21 protein-coding genes are annotated in these 15,746 nt (G+C 52.8%); 12 read left to right on the top strand and 9 right to left on the bottom strand.

The window, feature by feature from the left end; all coding sequences use genetic code 11:
- Nucleotides 1-124 precede the first annotated feature (124 nt).
- Nucleotides 125-880, top strand: coding sequence for a 3-oxoacyl-ACP reductase family protein (locus ACIQW9_RS04745; RefSeq protein ID WP_402333599.1), 756 nt, complete (start codon nt 125-127; stop codon nt 878-880).
- Nucleotides 881-995: 115 nt separating this feature from the next.
- On the opposite strand, the gene folE is transcribed toward ACIQW9_RS04745, so the two are convergent.
- The 4 genes from folE to ACIQW9_RS04725 all read right to left on the bottom strand — a co-directional run bounded on the left by folE (nt 996) and on the right by ACIQW9_RS04725 (nt 3,403).
- A complete protein-coding gene (gene folE / locus ACIQW9_RS04740) occupies nt 996-1,565 on the bottom strand; it encodes a GTP cyclohydrolase I FolE (protein WP_402337886.1) in 570 nt (189 codons plus the stop codon).
- Between the two features lie 74 nt (nt 1,566-1,639).
- A complete protein-coding gene (locus ACIQW9_RS04735; protein WP_402333596.1) occupies nt 1,640-2,050 on the bottom strand; it encodes a c-type cytochrome in 411 nt (136 codons plus the stop codon).
- 12 nt (nt 2,051-2,062) lie between these two features.
- Nucleotides 2,063-2,644: a ferritin-like domain-containing protein gene (locus ACIQW9_RS04730; protein ID WP_402333594.1), complete on the bottom strand. Its 582-nt coding sequence runs from the start codon at nt 2,642-2,644 to the stop codon at nt 2,063-2,065.
- Between the two features lie 33 nt (nt 2,645-2,677).
- Entirely contained in the window at nt 2,678-3,403 is a 726-nt protein-coding gene (locus ACIQW9_RS04725) for an RNA polymerase sigma factor (RefSeq protein ID WP_402333591.1), read from the bottom strand.
- Nucleotides 3,404-3,654: 251 nt separating this feature from the next.
- On the opposite strand from ACIQW9_RS04725, the gene ACIQW9_RS04720 reads away from it, so the two are divergent.
- From ACIQW9_RS04720 to ACIQW9_RS04695, 6 genes are all read left to right on the top strand, one after another.
- The gene (locus tag ACIQW9_RS04720; protein ID WP_402333587.1) at nt 3,655-4,155 is read left to right on the top strand and encodes a DUF1269 domain-containing protein; all 501 of its coding nucleotides are present in this window, start codon (nt 3,655-3,657) and stop codon (nt 4,153-4,155) included.
- Nucleotides 4,156-4,281: 126 nt separating this feature from the next.
- Nucleotides 4,282-4,779 carry a hypothetical protein gene (locus tag ACIQW9_RS04715; protein WP_402333584.1) on the top strand — a complete coding sequence of 166 codons (498 nt, stop codon included), beginning with the start codon at nt 4,282-4,284 and terminating at the stop codon, nt 4,777-4,779.
- A 454-nt stretch (nt 4,780-5,233) separates the two neighbouring features.
- Entirely contained in the window at nt 5,234-6,541 is a 1,308-nt protein-coding gene (locus tag ACIQW9_RS04710) for an MFS transporter (RefSeq protein WP_402333582.1), read from the top strand.
- Between the two features lie 291 nt (nt 6,542-6,832).
- Complete coding sequence (locus tag ACIQW9_RS04705) at nt 6,833-7,312, top strand: VOC family protein (RefSeq protein ID WP_402333580.1); 480 nt, start codon at nt 6,833-6,835, stop codon at nt 7,310-7,312.
- A 24-nt stretch (nt 7,313-7,336) separates the two neighbouring features.
- Nucleotides 7,337-7,987, top strand: coding sequence for a DNA oxidative demethylase AlkB (gene alkB / locus ACIQW9_RS04700; protein WP_402333577.1), 651 nt, complete (start codon nt 7,337-7,339; stop codon nt 7,985-7,987).
- A 236-nt stretch (nt 7,988-8,223) separates the two neighbouring features.
- Nucleotides 8,224-9,444: a serine hydrolase domain-containing protein gene (locus tag ACIQW9_RS04695; RefSeq protein WP_402333574.1), complete on the top strand. Its 1,221-nt coding sequence runs from the start codon at nt 8,224-8,226 to the stop codon at nt 9,442-9,444.
- A 155-nt stretch (nt 9,445-9,599) separates the two neighbouring features.
- Here the strand turns inward: ACIQW9_RS04695 and ACIQW9_RS04690 are convergent, their stop codons facing one another.
- From ACIQW9_RS04690 to ACIQW9_RS04675, 4 genes are read right to left on the bottom strand one after another with little or no spacing between them, the layout of a single operon-like run.
- Nucleotides 9,600-10,028, bottom strand: coding sequence for a YciI family protein (locus tag ACIQW9_RS04690; RefSeq protein ID WP_402333571.1), 429 nt, complete (start codon nt 10,026-10,028; stop codon nt 9,600-9,602).
- A 48-nt stretch (nt 10,029-10,076) separates the two neighbouring features.
- Entirely contained in the window at nt 10,077-10,544 is a 468-nt protein-coding gene (locus tag ACIQW9_RS04685) for a VOC family protein (protein WP_402333569.1), read from the bottom strand.
- Nucleotides 10,541-10,816 (bottom strand): hypothetical protein, encoded by a 276-nt coding sequence (locus ACIQW9_RS04680; RefSeq protein ID WP_402333566.1) that lies wholly within the window; start codon nt 10,814-10,816, stop codon nt 10,541-10,543. The genes ACIQW9_RS04685 and ACIQW9_RS04680 overlap by 4 nt, the downstream gene beginning before the upstream one ends.
- 32 nt (nt 10,817-10,848) lie before the next feature.
- Nucleotides 10,849-11,295, bottom strand: a complete 447-nt coding sequence (locus ACIQW9_RS04675) for a YybH family protein (protein ID WP_402333563.1) — start codon at nt 11,293-11,295, stop codon at nt 10,849-10,851.
- 97 nt (nt 11,296-11,392) lie between these two features.
- Between ACIQW9_RS04675 and ACIQW9_RS04670 the strand changes: the two genes are divergently transcribed.
- Nucleotides 11,393-12,043 carry a TetR/AcrR family transcriptional regulator gene (locus ACIQW9_RS04670; RefSeq protein ID WP_402333561.1) on the top strand — a complete coding sequence of 217 codons (651 nt, stop codon included), beginning with the start codon at nt 11,393-11,395 and terminating at the stop codon, nt 12,041-12,043.
- 26 nt (nt 12,044-12,069) lie between these two features.
- Here ACIQW9_RS04670 and ACIQW9_RS04665 read toward each other — a convergent pair whose 3' ends face one another.
- Entirely contained in the window at nt 12,070-12,282 is a 213-nt protein-coding gene (locus ACIQW9_RS04665; RefSeq protein ID WP_402333559.1) for a DUF3820 family protein, read from the bottom strand.
- Between the two features lie 179 nt (nt 12,283-12,461).
- Between ACIQW9_RS04665 and ACIQW9_RS04660 the strand changes: the two genes are divergently transcribed.
- The 4 genes from ACIQW9_RS04660 (at nt 12,462) to ACIQW9_RS04645 (ending at nt 15,715) form a co-directional block, all read left to right on the top strand.
- The gene (locus ACIQW9_RS04660) at nt 12,462-13,013 is read left to right on the top strand and encodes an NADPH-dependent FMN reductase (RefSeq protein WP_402333557.1); all 552 of its coding nucleotides are present in this window, start codon (nt 12,462-12,464) and stop codon (nt 13,011-13,013) included.
- A gap of 311 nt (nt 13,014-13,324) precedes the next feature.
- Nucleotides 13,325-13,564: a FeoA family protein gene (locus ACIQW9_RS04655; protein WP_041323296.1), complete on the top strand. Its 240-nt coding sequence runs from the start codon at nt 13,325-13,327 to the stop codon at nt 13,562-13,564.
- Nucleotides 13,565-13,574: 10 nt separating this feature from the next.
- Nucleotides 13,575-15,410 (top strand): ferrous iron transporter B, encoded by a 1,836-nt coding sequence (locus ACIQW9_RS04650; RefSeq protein WP_402333554.1) that lies wholly within the window; start codon nt 13,575-13,577, stop codon nt 15,408-15,410.
- Complete coding sequence (locus ACIQW9_RS04645; protein ID WP_402333551.1) at nt 15,407-15,715, top strand: DUF6587 family protein; 309 nt, start codon at nt 15,407-15,409, stop codon at nt 15,713-15,715. Before ACIQW9_RS04650 ends, ACIQW9_RS04645 begins: the two co-directional genes overlap by 4 nt.
- Nucleotides 15,716-15,746 lie beyond the last annotated feature (31 nt).

Here is a 15,746-nt window from a genome sequence, read left to right as displayed (position 1 = left end):
CACGTCAATTTTAAACCATTGGTATCAACAGATTATAGTGACTACTGTCTAGTAACACCATAATCCATGTTCGACACTGACTCCGTCGCTTCGCAATTCAATTCACTCTAACGGAGATCAAATCATGTCAAATACAACACAGCAAACTTTGCTCGGTAAAGTCGCTTTCGTTCAAGGCGGTTCACGCGGTATCGGCGCAGCAATCGTCAAACGTCTGGCACGCGATGGTGCGACAGTTGCCTTTACGTATGTCAGTTCGTCTGACAAGGCAAATGAAGTCGTCTATGCCATTCAGCAAAACGGCGGCCGCGCTTTGGCAATCAAGGCTGATAGCAGCGACGCTACGGCAGTCAGGCAGGCAATCGATCAGGCAGCCGCAACATTTGGTGGCATCGATATTCTGGTGAATAACGCTGGTGTATTTGCCTTGGGAGCGATTGAAGATTTCAAACTGGACGATTTTGACCGGACAATTGCCGTGAATGTGCGCAGCGTTTTTGTTGCAACTCAAGAAGCACTGCGCCACATGGGTGTAGGTGGGCGCATCATCACGATAGGCAGCATCAACGCTGACCGCATGCCATTCCAGGGCGGGGCAGCGTATGCAATGAGCAAATCGGCAATCGTCGGTTTGACAAAAGGCCTGGCACGTGATCTGGGTGGGCGCGGTATCACAGTCAACAATGTACAGCCAGGACCGGTAGATACTGATATGAATCCTGCAGAAGGAGAGTTTGCGGAAACCATGAAAGGCTTGATGGCAATCGGCCGTTACGGCAAGACAGAAGAAATCGCCAGCTTTGTTGCTTATCTGGCCGGCCCGGAAGCCGGTTATATAACCGGTGCCAGTCTGACGATAGATGGTGGTTTTGCTGCTTGATAATGAAAAACCGGCTATTGCGGCCGGTTTTTTTACGTCATCTGCACTGAATAAAACTTTACGTTTTACTGCAGGCGTCAGTCATGCGGCGAGTATGACGTCATATTTCGCATCGTCAATCCTTCTCGCGTGTCAGCGTCAGAAACTCGCTTCTGAGCGCAGGATTGCTGCGCATTTCTCCCAGTAGCGCCGAGGTCACGGTTTCTTCCCCCTGCGCCCGGATGCCGCGACTTTCCATGCACATGTGACGACAGCGAATGACGACGCCAACCGACAAGGGCTGTACATGTTCCATCAGTGTTTCTGCAATCTGTATGGTCAGGCGTTCCTGCACCTGCAAACGCCGCGCGAAGCAATCGACCAGACGCGTCAGCTTGGAAAGGCCGACGATTTTTCCATTCGGCGTATAGCCTATGGTGGCGGTACCGAAGAAGGGCGCGAGGTGATGTTCACAGTGGCTGTACACGGGAATGCCGCGCACGATGATCAACTCCTTGTATTGTTCGGCACCGTCCGAAAAGACTTTCAAAATTTCGGCCGGATCTTGCGCATAGCCGGCAGTCCATTGCTGCCATGCTTTTTGCACGCGTTTCGGCGTTTCCTGCAAACCCTGGCGATTCGGATTTTCACCGAGATGAATCAGCAGCCGACGCCAGTCACGTTCTGAAAAATCATTGGCTTCCATTTCACTCACAGCTGCGCTTGTTGCGTGTGCGGACATGGTGTTCAACGGATGTTCATCAAGCAAAGGATGGATTTTCATTTTTTGCATTCAGGCGATGTGTTGGCCTGTTTCAGGTAAGAGATCAGGTCACTGCGTTCTTTTTGACTTGTAACTCCGGCATACGTCATCGTGGTTCCCGGCACCGTTTTGGTCGGGTTGCTGAGAAATAGATTCAGCGTCTTTTCATTCCAGACGATATTTGAATGTTTCATTGCATCCGAATACTTGAAATCCTTCACGCTACCGGCGCGACGCCCGAACAAGCCGCAATGCCGCGGGCCGGTGCGATCATAAGCGAGAGCATGGCATGCCATGCAACGAGCGTAAATCGCTTCGCCGGCCTTGACCTGCGTCGCCAGTGCCGCACTTTTATCCGGTGCTGCATCGGCAGTTGTTGCTGCCGATGCCATGCAGGCGGCCAGAATCAAACCGGCTAATGCACGCATGCTGGTTCACCCTCAGGACATGAAAGCCGAAGGTACCGGCACTTCGCCCAGTGCATTGCGCAGAATCGCCCAGTGCATGGCTTCATCGCCGAGGATGCTTGCAGCCGCTTGCGCCAGTTCACGATTGCCGAACAGCGGGACTGCGCCCAGATAGGCGCTGACTGCGCCTTTTTCCAGCGTGGCGGCAAAGCGCAACACATCTGTTTGCGATTTCAGTTTTTCCACTGGAAAGGTATATTTTTCTTTGGCATTGACAGCCTTGCCGCCGAGTTTTGCAATGGTCTTGGCAAGGATGTCTGCATGTTCCTTGTGGTGCCCCTGAAAAGTCAGTGCCAGATCAAGTACGGGTTTTTGCAGCAAACCGCTTTCGGCGCCCAGCTGATAGGCGGCAATTGCTTCCAGCTCTGCTCCCAGCGCAGTGTTGAGTATGTTGACGTCGGCGTGGGTCGAGGCACCGCCTTTTTTGGCGGCTAGCACATCCTGTCCTGCAAGAAGTGCAACGGCGGCACCGGATAGCAGCAGTCCGGATTTGCTCAGAAAGGAGCGGCGCGTGTCTTGCAGTGTGAAATCATCGGGTTGAATTAAAAAGGACATGTCATTTCTCCATTGAATAGTTACTGCACGTAATCAGGCTTGGTCTGCCTGTAAATTCTTGACGCGATCAAGTGCGCCGGCCACGATGCGATCGCAACGCGCACCATCGAAGGAAAAAGCCTCTTCGTAGACGAAATCGATTTCTCTGGCCAATGCTTCGCGCAACATGCCGCGTGCACGAAAGAAACGGCTGCGCACGGTGGCTTCCGGAACGTCGAGGCAGCGCGAGACTTCATCCACGCTCATCTCTTCCAGTGCGCGTAATACGAAAACTGTGCGGAATACGTCGGGCAGGGCGTCGATTTGCCGCTCTAGCATGCGGCGCGCCTCCGCCCGCAAAACGACGCTTTCAGGTTGTTCCGCTGTCGCTACGTTTATTGCTTCGTTCATGTTGACCTCCGCCACTTCATATTCCAGTGGCGACGTGTTGTCGCTATCGAGTCGAATGATTTCCGCTCTGCGTCTGCTTTTGCGCGACCTTGCTATGGCTTCATTGATGACTATGCGTGTCAGCCAGGTGGATAAAGCAGATTCGCCGCGAAATTTTCCTATATTCCGATATGCCAGCAGATAGGCTTCCTGCAGTACATCTTCGGCCTCGGCATCGTCTTTAAGAATGCTGCGCGCGGTGCGGTACAAAGGACGGTTATGCCGTCGCATCATGAATTCGAATGCAGACTGATCACCGCGCGCAATGCGTTGCGCAATCTCCATGTCAGACCATGCGCCGGGGTTGTCTTCTTTTGTGGATGTTTGCATCACTCCCTCTGCTTTCTTGTGTTGTCGTGATATTGGATGCAGCGTGCGCGTATCGCGTTCCCGTGCAGAAGTTTCTTTTGCCTCGTCAGGATTTGCTGCTTGCCAGATGAAGTCTGCAACAGTTTGATAAGTGCTGCTGAGCATGAAATGTGAACGTGCCCGCGAAGAGAGAAATCGGGCCGGGCTTATACATTGAAAGTCTGAGTAAATTGCCTATACTGAATTGTGCACAGGCAAGCAAAGGAGCCGTCATGAGACATAGACTTTATTACTTCCTCCCGGACATTGAAAGTGCCCGCCGCACTCTTGATGACATGTTGCTCCATCGTATAGAACAGCGACATGTGCGTTTTATGTCAGGCAATACGCCGTTGCCACCGGACATGCCGGAAGCGAGTTTCCTGTTGAAGACTGACGTTTTGCATGGCGCAGCAGCCGGCATGGTTGTTGGTGCGCTTCTCGGTATAGCGTTTGGTGCCTTGTTGATCGTGTATTACGACTTGGGAGAGGCAACGGTGCTCGTGACCACGTTCATCGGTATTATTTTTGGCGGATGGGCATCGAGCATGGTTGCTGCGGCAGTGCCTAACACGCAGTTGAAAGCGTTTTATCCCGCTCTTGAAAACGGGAAAATTCTGATGATCGCGGATGTGCCTGCTCGTCGGGTCGATGAAATTGAAAACATGCTGGCCGAACGCCATCCCGAAATGAAATTCGGTGGTGAGGAACCGCATATTCCGGTTTTCCCTTGATGAAGAGTGGGTGGTTGGAATCATGCTGGATGGTAATCAGTACTTGTAGATGACAGAGAAAATGTCGGTTGTGCGGTAATTGCCAGGGTTGGCAACAGGTTGGAATGGTTTTTTATGGAGGCTGCTATGGAACTTCACATGCATTCACATCGGTGGGAACACCGCAGTCCTGACTGGACGGTGGCGGCGGTTTCCGGTTTTGCAGCAGGCGCAGTGCTGATGGTGCTGGAGTTGCTTTGGTCAACCATTATCATGGGCGCCAATCCATGGGAAACATCGCATATGGTAGCGGCCATTACCATGGGGCAGGATGCATTGCAGTCGACCGATTTTAATTTGATGATCGTGGCTGTGGCGCTGTGTACGCACTATGTGCTTGGTATTGTTTTCAGTCTGATTCTTGCGGCTATCATCGTGCCGTTTCGTTTTGACTCCAGTCTGGGCATGGTGTTGCTGACAGGTGCGGTCTTCGGGGCGGTGCTCTATCTTTTCAACTTTTACGGCATGGTGCAGTTTTTCTCCTGGTTTGCCGGCATGCGCGGCTGGACCACGCTGAGTGCCCACGTGATATACGGCTTGGTTGTGGCGGCGATGTACTGGAAGCTGGAGCAGATTGAAAGATGAGCAGGTAATTTTCTCTTGCGTGATCAATCATGCAACAGAAAATATTGAAACAATGCCACCTGAAAGGGTGGCATTGTTTATTTAGTGCAGGACTAAAGATGGTTTGCCAGCTGCTTTATTAAGCAATGGCCTATATGAATGGCGTCATTCTTTGTACTTTGAAAACGCTTTTCTTGAATATTGCTGCTTCGCAGCATAATTTTCATGTGCGCATGAAATGTTTGCATGTGTAGCGATAATTGCCGGGGTTATCATCGAAAAAACCGGCAAAATCGGTCTTTATCTCGTTCGGTCTATCCTCCACCGGCATCTCGCAAACGTCTGTCAATCCAGCATTTGCAGCAGTTTAAACGCATCGCTTCCCATATTGGCGACCATGCATCATCCGGCATAAACGAAGACGAGTTTACTTTAGTCATCTTCGTTCCGACAATTCTGAATAAGATATTTTTCCATGAGCGCAATTCCTCTCAGCACTATCAGTGACCGCACGTCGCTGGAAAATCGCACTTACGCCAAAGTAACCCTGCGGTTGTTACCTTTCCTGTTCATCTGTTACGTTGCGGCTTACCTCGACCGCGTCAATGTGGGCTTTGCCAAGCTCAGCATGTTGAACGATCTGCAATTCAGCGAAACCGTCTATGGTTTGGGTGCAGGTATTTTCTTCATCGGCTATTTCCTGTTTGAAGTACCGAGTAATATCATCATGCATCGTGTCGGCGCCCGGGTCTGGATTGCCCGCATCATGATTACCTGGTCCGTGCTGTCGGCAGCGACCATGTTCGTGACTTCCCCTACGATGTTTTATGTCATTCGCTTCCTGCTCGGTGTGGCAGAAGCTGGCTTCTTTCCTGGCATCGTTCTGTATCTCACCTACTGGTTCCCGTCCTCGCGTCGCGGCCGGATGAATGCATTGTTCATGATCGGTATCCCGATTGCCGGCGTAGTCGGCGGCCCGTTGTCGGGATGGATCATGAATCACTTTGCCGGTTCCAATGGCTGGTATGGCTGGCAATGGCTGTTCCTGCTGGAAGCCATTCCATCGCTCCTCTTGGGCGTCATCACACTGTTCTATTTGCCTAACACCATACGCGCATCGACATGGCTGTCGGAAAATGAGAAGCAGGTGCTGGAAGAAAATATTGCGCATGATGGCGTGGATGCAAGCAAATCGCATTCGGTGGCTGGTGTATTCACGAATCCTAAAGTCTGGTTGATGGCCGCAATTTATTTCTGCTGCATGATGGGCCTGTACGGCATCAGCTTCTATCTGCCTACGCTAGTCAAGGCATCCGGGGTCAAGGATGCACTGGATGTCGGTCTTCTGACTGCTATTCCTTACAGCTGCGGCGTCATTGCTACCTTGCTGGTGGCGCGTAGCGCAGATCGCATGCGTGAACGTCGCTGGCATTTTGCCATTGCCAGTGCGCTGGGCGGCCTCGGTTTGTTCCTCAGCACAGTGTATGGCGATAACGTAGTGCTGGCTTTGCTGGCCTTGTCGCTCGGTACTGCAGGCATGCTGTCGACGATGCCGGTATTCTGGACTTACCCAAGTGCCATCCTCAGCGGCGCTGCCGCTGCTGCCGGCATCGGTTTGATCAACTCGGTCGGCAATCTGGCCGGTTTCGTCAGCCCGTCCATCGTCGGCTGGTTGAAAGACGTGACTGGCAGCACCAACGCAGGCATGTATTTTGTTGCTGGCGCCTTGGTGATAGGTGCCGGACTCGCCTTGTTGCAACCACGTGCATTGGTTAACAAGTAATCGAATAAAGCTACACCTGATCGTAAAAAAGCCCGCTTGCGCGGGCTTTTTTACGTCTTGTTCATACAGATGGCGACAGGGAAATGACGAGTGACACTTGCTGACACGGTAGGTAGTGCTGCATCGAGTGCTTGAATTCAAGGCTGATAGCTGACATAAAATCAGCGGCACGGCGATTTTTCCGGCACTCGTTGCGAAAAACTTAATCGAAGGCGTATGTGGTGGGCCTTTCGGCTTAAAGCTTGATGCGCGAATGGCACCTCTGTTATCTGTCCATTCAGGAGAACCAAGATGATCAGCAAAAATACGATTTGCCTTTGGTACGACGGCGCCGCATTGGACGCCGCAAAATTCTATGCCGAAACATTCCCTGACAGCACGGTAGGAGCGGTCCATCGCGCGCCCGGCGCCTATCCTGCAGGAAAGGAAGGGGATGTGTTGATGGTCGAGTTCACGGTGATGGGCATTCCCTGTCTTGGCCTGAACGGGGGGCCGGAGCTCAAACACAACGAGGCTTTCTCGTTTCAGGTCGCGACCGACAATCAGGCCGAAACGGACCGCTTGTGGACGGCGATTGTCGGAAATGGTGGACAGGAAAGCGCATGCGGGTGGTGCAAGGACAAATGGGGGGTATCGTGGCAGATCACGCCGCGTGCCCTGATAGCCGCGATCACCGATCCTGATCGAACTGCGGCCAAGCGCGCGTTCGAAGCCATGACGGAGATGGGAAAAATAGACATCGCGGCAATCGAAGCCGCTCGACGCAGCTGATACGCACGAATGAGAAATATGTACATGAATTTGAATTTGTTTGATAGGGAAGAACCGCGCAGCTGGCGCGAGGAGTTGTGTCCGGGCGCCGTCGTCTTGCGCGGATTTGCGCTGCCCGTGGAAGGGGATATTCTCTTGGAGCTGGAAAAGATTGTCAGCGCGGCGCCGTTACGGCATCAGGTCACGCCGGGCGGTTTTCGCATGTCGGTTGCAATGAGCAATTGCGGGAGGTATGGCTGGGTGTCGGATCGCGCCGGCTATCGCTACGATGCTGTAGACCCGGACAGCGGCAAACGGTGGCCGTCTATGCCCGCACTTTTTTCCACACTCGCGTCCGATGCTGCCGCGCATGCAGGTTTCAGCGATTTCAAGCCGGATGCCTGCCTGATCAATCGCTATGATCCCGGTGCGCGCATGTCGCTGCATCAGGATAGAGATGAGCGTGATTTCAGTCAGCCCATAGTCTCCGTTTCGCTTGGCATCCCAGCCGTATTTTTGTTTGGCGGGATGAGCCGCGAAGACAAAGCCATGCGCATTCCTTTAACGCATGGCGATGTAGTGGTGTGGGGTGGAGCAAGCAGACTGCGCTATCACGGGGTTCTGCCGCTGAAGATGGCAAGCCATCCCTTGCTTGGTGAACATCGCATCAATCTGACTTTGCGCAAGGCGATTTGATCAATGTAAACATTCGCTGAGAAACGCATGAAATTAGTCGCCTGGAAGTACTTTATGAGTTGTTTTTTAGAGTAAAGTTAATTGCGGGGATTCATTTTCATGTGCCTGCTGCAAAGGCTTTTCTACAGCAATTGATTGAATTTCTGACTCACCATTAAAAATGACTGAGCAGAACTTTCAGAATGATTTTCGGCACGAACCTATTGTTAAACAAGAACAATGACAGGAGATGTATTGTGAAAAAGTTAATTGGTTTAATCCCGCTACTTGTCGCTTCGACGACCTTTACTTCCAACAGCTTTGCCAGCCCGCCCACCAAGCTTGATATTGGTACGGCTCGCGAAATCTACGATGGCTCTCTTTACCCGGACAAAGCTGTCCGAACCTATCAAAACACCAATAAAATTTTTCCGACGCGAGTGATTAAAGCAGGGGGGAAACCATCTCCGATGCCCTTGAGCGACAAGCAAATAACTTCTTTGACTTTCACTTCAGAGGGGAAGAAATATGATTTGCCGGATTATGTTGCTTTGAACAGGGTGGTTGGCTTGCTCGTGCTGAAGAATGGCAAGATTGCCTATGAGCACTATGATTTTGGACTAAAGCCGGATACACGATGGATGTCCATGTCGGTAGCAAAATCCTTTGTGTCCACCTTGGTTGGCGCTGCGATCAAGGATGGCTATATCACCAGTGTCGACGATCCCGTAGTGAAGTACTTGCCTCAACTTGCTGGCAGTGCTTATCAGGATGTTTCCATCAAGGATGTACTCATGATGGCATCCGGGGTGAAGTGGAACGAAACGTATACCGACCCAAGCTCGGACCGAAGAAAATTGCTGGAGCTGCAAATTGCAAGCAATCAGAAGGGCGGTATTTTTGATATTTTGAAAACCCTGCCAAAAGCCTCTGAACCGGGAAAGAACTTTAACTACAGCACAGGTGAAACGGTATTGATTGGTGAGATTGTTCAAGCCGCAACAAAGATGCACCTGGCAGACTATCTTTCCAAAAAAGTGTGGATTCCAGCGGGGATGCAGGCTGATGCCTATTGGTGGCTGGATTCTCCAAATGGTCATGAGGTTGGAGGCAGTGGCATTCTCGCAGTCATGCGTGACTTTGCGCGCTTTGGACAATTCATTCTCAATGGCGCAGAAGTGAATGGGAAAAAAATTGTTCCAGATAACTGGATAGCCGAAGCAACGACAGCAAAGCCCATTAGCGGTGTCACTGGCAAGAATGGGTATGGCTATCAATGGTGGACCATGAAGCCTGAAGCAGGAAAGGTGCATGAGCAGGCATTTATGGGCAGAGGAATTCATGGGCAATATCTTTATATCAACCCGGAAGAAAATGTAGTGGTTGTTGCCTTAAGCGCTCGCTCAAAACCTACGGGCAGGAATACGATAGATGATCTTGATTTTCTGGCGGCGATAGTGGAAAAGCTGAAAAACTAAGGTGGAAATTGTGGCCTGAGATTAGAAAATTGACGAGCCCATCAGTAAACGAAGCTCCCCCACTATTTCAAATGGGGGGCTTTGTTCTGTATATACCTAGCATCGCGCCCGTCACAGCTTGTATACTGTCATATGCCATCCGATTATTCCAGAGTTCAGGTTTGAGTCGAGGTAATTTGTGCGCGTAAGCGCTCTTCCTGTTCCTGCAGTTCCGGCGTAAATTCGCTCCCGAAATCTTCTGCCTCGAATATCTGCCGAATTTCGATTTCGCTGTTGGCACCGGTTGGGTTAGGGCAGCGTTTGACCCATTCGATTGCTTCTTCTTTCGATTTTACTTGCCAGATCCAGAAGCCGGCGATCAACTCTTTCGTCTCCGGAAATGGTCCGTCGATGACGGTGCGTTTGTCGCCGGAGAACTGGATGCGCGCACCTTTGCAGCTCGGCTGCAATCCTTCGCCGGCCAGCATGATGCCGGCTTTGACCAGCTCTTCGTTGAAATTACCCATGTCAGTGAGTAGCTTCTGGTCTGGCATAACGCCTGCTTCGGTATTTTTATCGGCTCTGATAATGATCATGAATCGCATGGTGATGGCTCCTTGCAATCAATTTTGAAGATAAATAAAGAGGGCCGATCAGGCTGCCATTTTTTGCATTGCCTGCTGCATTTCTTCCGGGCCTACATCGCGTATGTGGGTGGCAATCGACCATTGGTGCCCAAACGGATCTTCCACGACGCCGTAACGGTCGCCCCAGAACATATCCTGCAGCTCGACCTTGACGCTTGCACCGGCGGCAACAGCGCGTGCGAAAGCTGCGTCGGCATTTTCAACGTAAAGATGTAGTGAGATGGGTGAGCCTTTGAGCGCCTTCGGGCCAAGCGCACCGCAATTCGGCATTTCATCGACCAGCATGATGGTCGAGTCCCCGATACGTAGTTGTGCGTGCATCAGCTTGCCTTCCGGCCCAGGCAGCCTGAATACTTCTACGGCATTGAAAGCCTTGATATAAAACGCAATAGCATCTGCGGCGCCGGCGCATATCAGATGCGGTGTCACGCTATGCATGCCTGCGGGAATGGATTGAACTTTGGCGTTGCTCATGGTGCTTCTCCTTTAAGTGAACATCCTGGGTGCTGCAACTGATGACGCGCCTGTTCCATTGAGGCCGTCGGGGGAGGGGATAATGCGCGGATTTTCAGAGTGTCTTCATATGACTCAATCAGGACGATCAATCTTTGCATTTCCTGCTGATCGTGCCCTGTTGTAGAGGATTCCCAGAGCAGATCGAATTGCCTGACCATTTGCCGGTAATCATTCGGCATAGATGGCAGTACCGGTTCTGGTTGGGTTTCAACAGAAGGGGCGGTTGTCATGGCAGACGATGATCTGGCGTTGCGAATACGGTTTACGGTTTCAGGTCAAACAATGCCTTGCCGCTTTCTGGATCAAACGGTGCTGAAAAATGCTCGTGCACAATGCGCCATTGACCATTTGTTTTGCGGTAGCCAGTTGTGACACGCATCCACGACGAATGTTCATTCCCATCCTTGTCTGTGCCGCTGCATTGATTAAGGCAGTGGCTGAAGGCAATGTCGTCGCTGGCCGTAATGTTCAATTCCTGCATCTTGAAAATCATCGGGCCGCAGCACATCGTCAGGCAGTTTTGCCAGTGCTTTGTGTACGCATCTACTCCCTTGAATTGCAAGGCGAGGACGGCATCGAAAGCGACGATATCCGGTGCGTAGTGCGACATGATGGCATTGAGGTCGCTGGCTGTAGCGGCCTTTTGCCAGCTCTCGATCACTTTGCGGACATCGGCTTCGGCAGTTGTTTTACTGATGGCTGTTTGCATGATGTTTCTCCTTTGAAATGAGTTGTTGTGTACAGTGTCCATAAATATTATTACGAATAGTGTACGGTGTACACAATCATTTAAAATGACAAAGAAAATGAGTATTCCCAAACGAAAAACCTATCGCCATGGCGATTTGTATCGCGCCTTGCTGGATGCCGCTACGGAACTGGCGCGCGTCGGCGGACCGACAGCAGTGGTATTGCGCGAGGTGACCAGGCAGGCTGGTGTCGCGCCGAATGCGGCATACCGGCACTTCGCCGATCGCGACGCATTGTTGCAGGCAGTCTGTGCCGTCGCGCAGGCGCAGCTTGCACAAGCGATTGAAGCCGAATGGGCGGTTGCCGGATCGGGTAGCAATGCGGCTGACGGTGCGCGCGCCCATTTGCGCGCGGTGGGGACCGGCTATATGCGTTTTGCGCGTGCCGAGCCGGGCTTGTTTCGCACGGCGTTTTCCGTGCACGAGGATTTGCAAAAGGCTGGCACTCCGGAAATGGCCGGCAAGAGCGGCTTGACGCCATTTCAGTTGTTGAGCTCTGCGCTGGATGAGCTGCTTGCCGCCGGAGTATTGGCGCCGGAGCGGCGGCCGGGCGCAGAGTTTCTTGCGTGGTCTGCGGTACACGGGCTTTCGATGTTGTTGATCGACGGACCTTTACGCGTGCTGGATGCACAGCAGGCAGAAGCAATCGGCCAGCGTCTGATTGATATGGTTGAACTTGGTTTGCCAGCGGCCGGAGCAGGGCGCTGATTTATCGATGCATAGCCACAGGCGTATCAGTGCGTGCGTAGTGGATCGAGCAAATGTCGCAGTGCATTATGGTCGAGTTCATACATCAGCGCGATCAGGCTGCCCAGCTCTCCCTTGGGAAAACCTTCGCGTGCAAACCAGCCCAGATAATGTCCGGGCAGATCGGCGAGCAGGCGGCCTTTGTATTTTCCGTAGGGCATGGTGCGGCTGACTAGCAGTGATAGATGTTCTGGATTCATGCGTGTATTCGGTGGTGATTCAGGTGTGTGCTGTGCATGGTAAACGTCATGGCGGTTTTTTGTTTATGATGGATGCCAGCTGATTGCGGCAAAACGCAGTGAGATAATCGGCAAGCGGAAGTATGCTGCGATAAAAAGCGCAAACACAAATGCAAGATTCTTTCTAACCAGGAGTCATCATGAGCAAGTATCAGATCGCGGTTGTTGTCGGTAGTCTGCGCAAGGATTCGTTCAACCATCAAATGGCGAACGCCATTGTAAAACTGGCCCCATCCGATTTCTCATTCAAGCAGTTGCAAATCTCCGATCTGCCGCTTTACAACCAGGATGACGATGCGAATCCGTCTCCACCTGTGAAACGGCTGAAAGCTGAAATTCTGGCTTCTCAAGGCCTGCTGTTCCTTACGCCTGAATACAATCGTTCCATTCCCGGCGTGCTCAAGAATGCGATCGATCAGGCATCGCGCCCCTACGGACAGAGTGCATGGGCAGGCAAGCCGGCCGGTGTGCTGGGTGTATCGGTCGGCGCCATCGGTACCGCTATTGCGCAACAGCATTTGCGCAATATTCTCGCTTATCTGGATGTGCCGACGCTGGGGCAACCGGAAGCATTTATTCAGGCCAAAGAGGGCTTGTTCGACCAGGATGGAAATATTGGGGCAGGCAGTCAAAAATTCCTGCAAGCCTGGATGGATCAATATGTCGCGTGGGTAAAGAAACACGCAGCTTGATACGCGATGCAGAGCCGCACTTGTCGCGAAATGCCGGGCTTCTTTTCTGCGCGGCATCACTTCTTTTAAGCGCCTCTTCACCTGGAGCTTGAGCTTTCTGGTGAACGCGTTTCATTCTTTTCACTGCGGAAACTCCGCAATCAAATCGAGCGAATTTCGCTGGAATTAGTACGCTCGAGCCGTGGACGAAAACAGTTGCATTGAGAGGGTGCACCTTCGGCACCTTGCGTACTTTTTCCTTTGTACTGACGCTGTGCTCAAATACAAAAATAGAATATAATGAGAATCATTGTTATTTGTATTGGCGTCGTGTGAATCTTTCAGAATTGCTTCCCTTTACTTCTGCCGTCGTTGACGAAGTGGCAGATATGACCGGCGATGATCCGATTGCCAAGCGTTTGCGCGAACTCGGCTTTGTCTCGGGCGAGCCGGTTCGTATCGTGGCCCGCGGGCTGATAGGCGCCGATCCTTTATTAGTGCAGATCGGCTTTACACGTTTCGCCTTGCGCCGTTCGGAAGCGCAACGTGTGCACATCCACCTTGCCAGCTAACTTTCATCCCATGTCTATTTCACGTATCGCGCTGGTCGGCAATCCCAACTGCGGCAAGACTGCCTTGTTCAATCAGCTGACGGGCAGTCGCCAGAAGGTCGCAAACTATGCCGGCGTGACGGTTGAACGCAAGGAAGGACGCTTCACTGCGCCATCCGGTCGCGTATTCAACCTGCTGGATCTGCCAGGCGCCTACAGCCTGGATGCCACCAGTCCGGATGAAGTGATTACGCGCGATATCTGCCTTGGGCGCATCGCCGGCGAAGCATTGCCGGAGTTGATCGTCTGCGTGGCGGACGCGACCAATCTGCGTTTGCATTTGCGCTTCGTGCTGGAAGTACAGCGGCTCGGGCGGCCGATGGTGCTTGCCTTGAACATGATGGATGCGGCGCGCAAGCGTGGCATCAGCATCGATCGTGAAGAACTGCAGCGCCAGCTCGGCATGGATGTGATCGAAACAGTGGCGATACGCAGCGATGGTGCAAAAGCGCTGGTAGCCCATCTCGATGGCATGGCATTGCCGGAAGCCGTGCCGGCAACAGAGGGAAATGCCGCTGATCTGCATGCACAGGTGCGCAAAATACTGGCTGCTGCCGTCACCATGCCGCGTGCAACCGCGATGAACGATGAGATGATCGATCGCTGGGTCCTGCATCCGGTATTCGGCCTGGCGATACTGGCAGCGGTGATGTTCTTCATTTTTCAGGCCGTGTTTTCCTGGGCTGAGCCGCTGATGAATGGCATTACCGAAGGTGTGACCATTGTTGGCCAATGGTTTGCATCGACGCTGCCGGACGGCTTGTTGCGCAGTCTGATTGTCGATGGCATTTTCGCCGGGCTGGGTGCGGTGCTGGTGTTTCTGCCGCAAATTCTGATTCTGTTTCTCTTCATACTGGTGCTGGAAGAATCCGGCTACCTGCCGCGTGCCGCCTTCCTGCTCGACAGGATGATGTTCAAGGCCGGTTTGACCGGGCGCTCGTTCATTCCCTTGCTATCCAGCTTTGCCTGCGCCATTCCCGGCATCATGGCGACGCGCAGTATTCAAGACCCGCGTGACCGTCTGACGACTATACTGGTGGCGCCGCTGATGACCTGTTCGGCACGTTTGCCTGTTTATACCTTGCTGATTGCGGCATTCATTCCCGCCACGACGGTATGGAATATCTTCAATCTGCAAGGCATCGTTTTGTTCGTGTTGTACGTAGCCGGCATCGTCAGTGCATTTGCCGTGGCGTGGGTGATCAAGCGCATGCGCAAGGATAAAAGCGAACATGCCTTGCTGATGGAGTTGCCATCCTACCGTTTGCCGGGCGTGCGCAATATCGCTATCGGCCTGTGGGAAAGAGCGCTGATTTTCCTGCGCCGCGTGACGACCATCATCCTGTCGCTGACCGTGCTGTTGTGGTTTCTTTCGACATTTCCGGGGCCGCCAGAAGGTGCAACGTTGCCGGCCATCGATTACAGTCTGGCCGGCCAGATAGGCCGTCTGCTGGAGCACGTGTTTGCGCCCGTCGGTTTCAACTGGCAAATCTGCATTGCATTGATTCCAGGCCTAGCGGCGCGTGAAGTAGCCGTCTCGGCTTTGGGCACCGTGTACGCAATGTCGGGCAGCGAAGATGCAGTGGCGGCGCAACTGGGGCCGGTGATTGCCGCGCAATGGTCGCTGGCGACTGCACTGGCATTGCTGGCCTGGTATGTGTTTGCGCCGCAGTGCATGTCGACGCTGGCGGTGATTCGGCGTGAAACGAATTCCTGGCGGGTAGTGGCGGTTTCTGCAGGCTATCTGTTCGGCCTGGCTTATCTGGCTGCGTTCCTGACGTACCAAATCACGAAGGCGCTCACATGACGATCTACGGACTTGTACAAGATGTGATTATCGGCGCGGTAGTGCTGATCAGCGGACTGTACGTGTTGCGCAAGTTGCTGCCCAAGTGGATGCGCGGCAGGCAATTGGCGCTGGCGACCGCGCTGAACCAGCCATCGCGTTCTGTGTTGTTGCGCAAGCTTGGTGGATTTCTGCAGCCGGGCGAATCTTCAGGCGGTGGTTGCGGCAGTGGATGCAGCAGTTGCTCCAGTTGCGCATCCAATCCGGAAGTGCAGGCCGAAGCCGCGAAAGAAATCAAACCACTGGAATTTCAGCGGCATATCTGAAGATCCGATTCGGCGATCGATAGCTCGAGGC

The sequence above is a fragment of the Herminiimonas sp. NPDC097707 genome (genome assembly GCF_044761395.1).
In the GTDB taxonomy this organism is placed as follows: domain Bacteria; phylum Pseudomonadota; class Gammaproteobacteria; order Burkholderiales; family Burkholderiaceae_D; genus Oxalicibacterium.
Note: the sequence above shows the minus strand (reverse complement) of the source record. Positions and strands in the feature narration are given on the sequence as shown.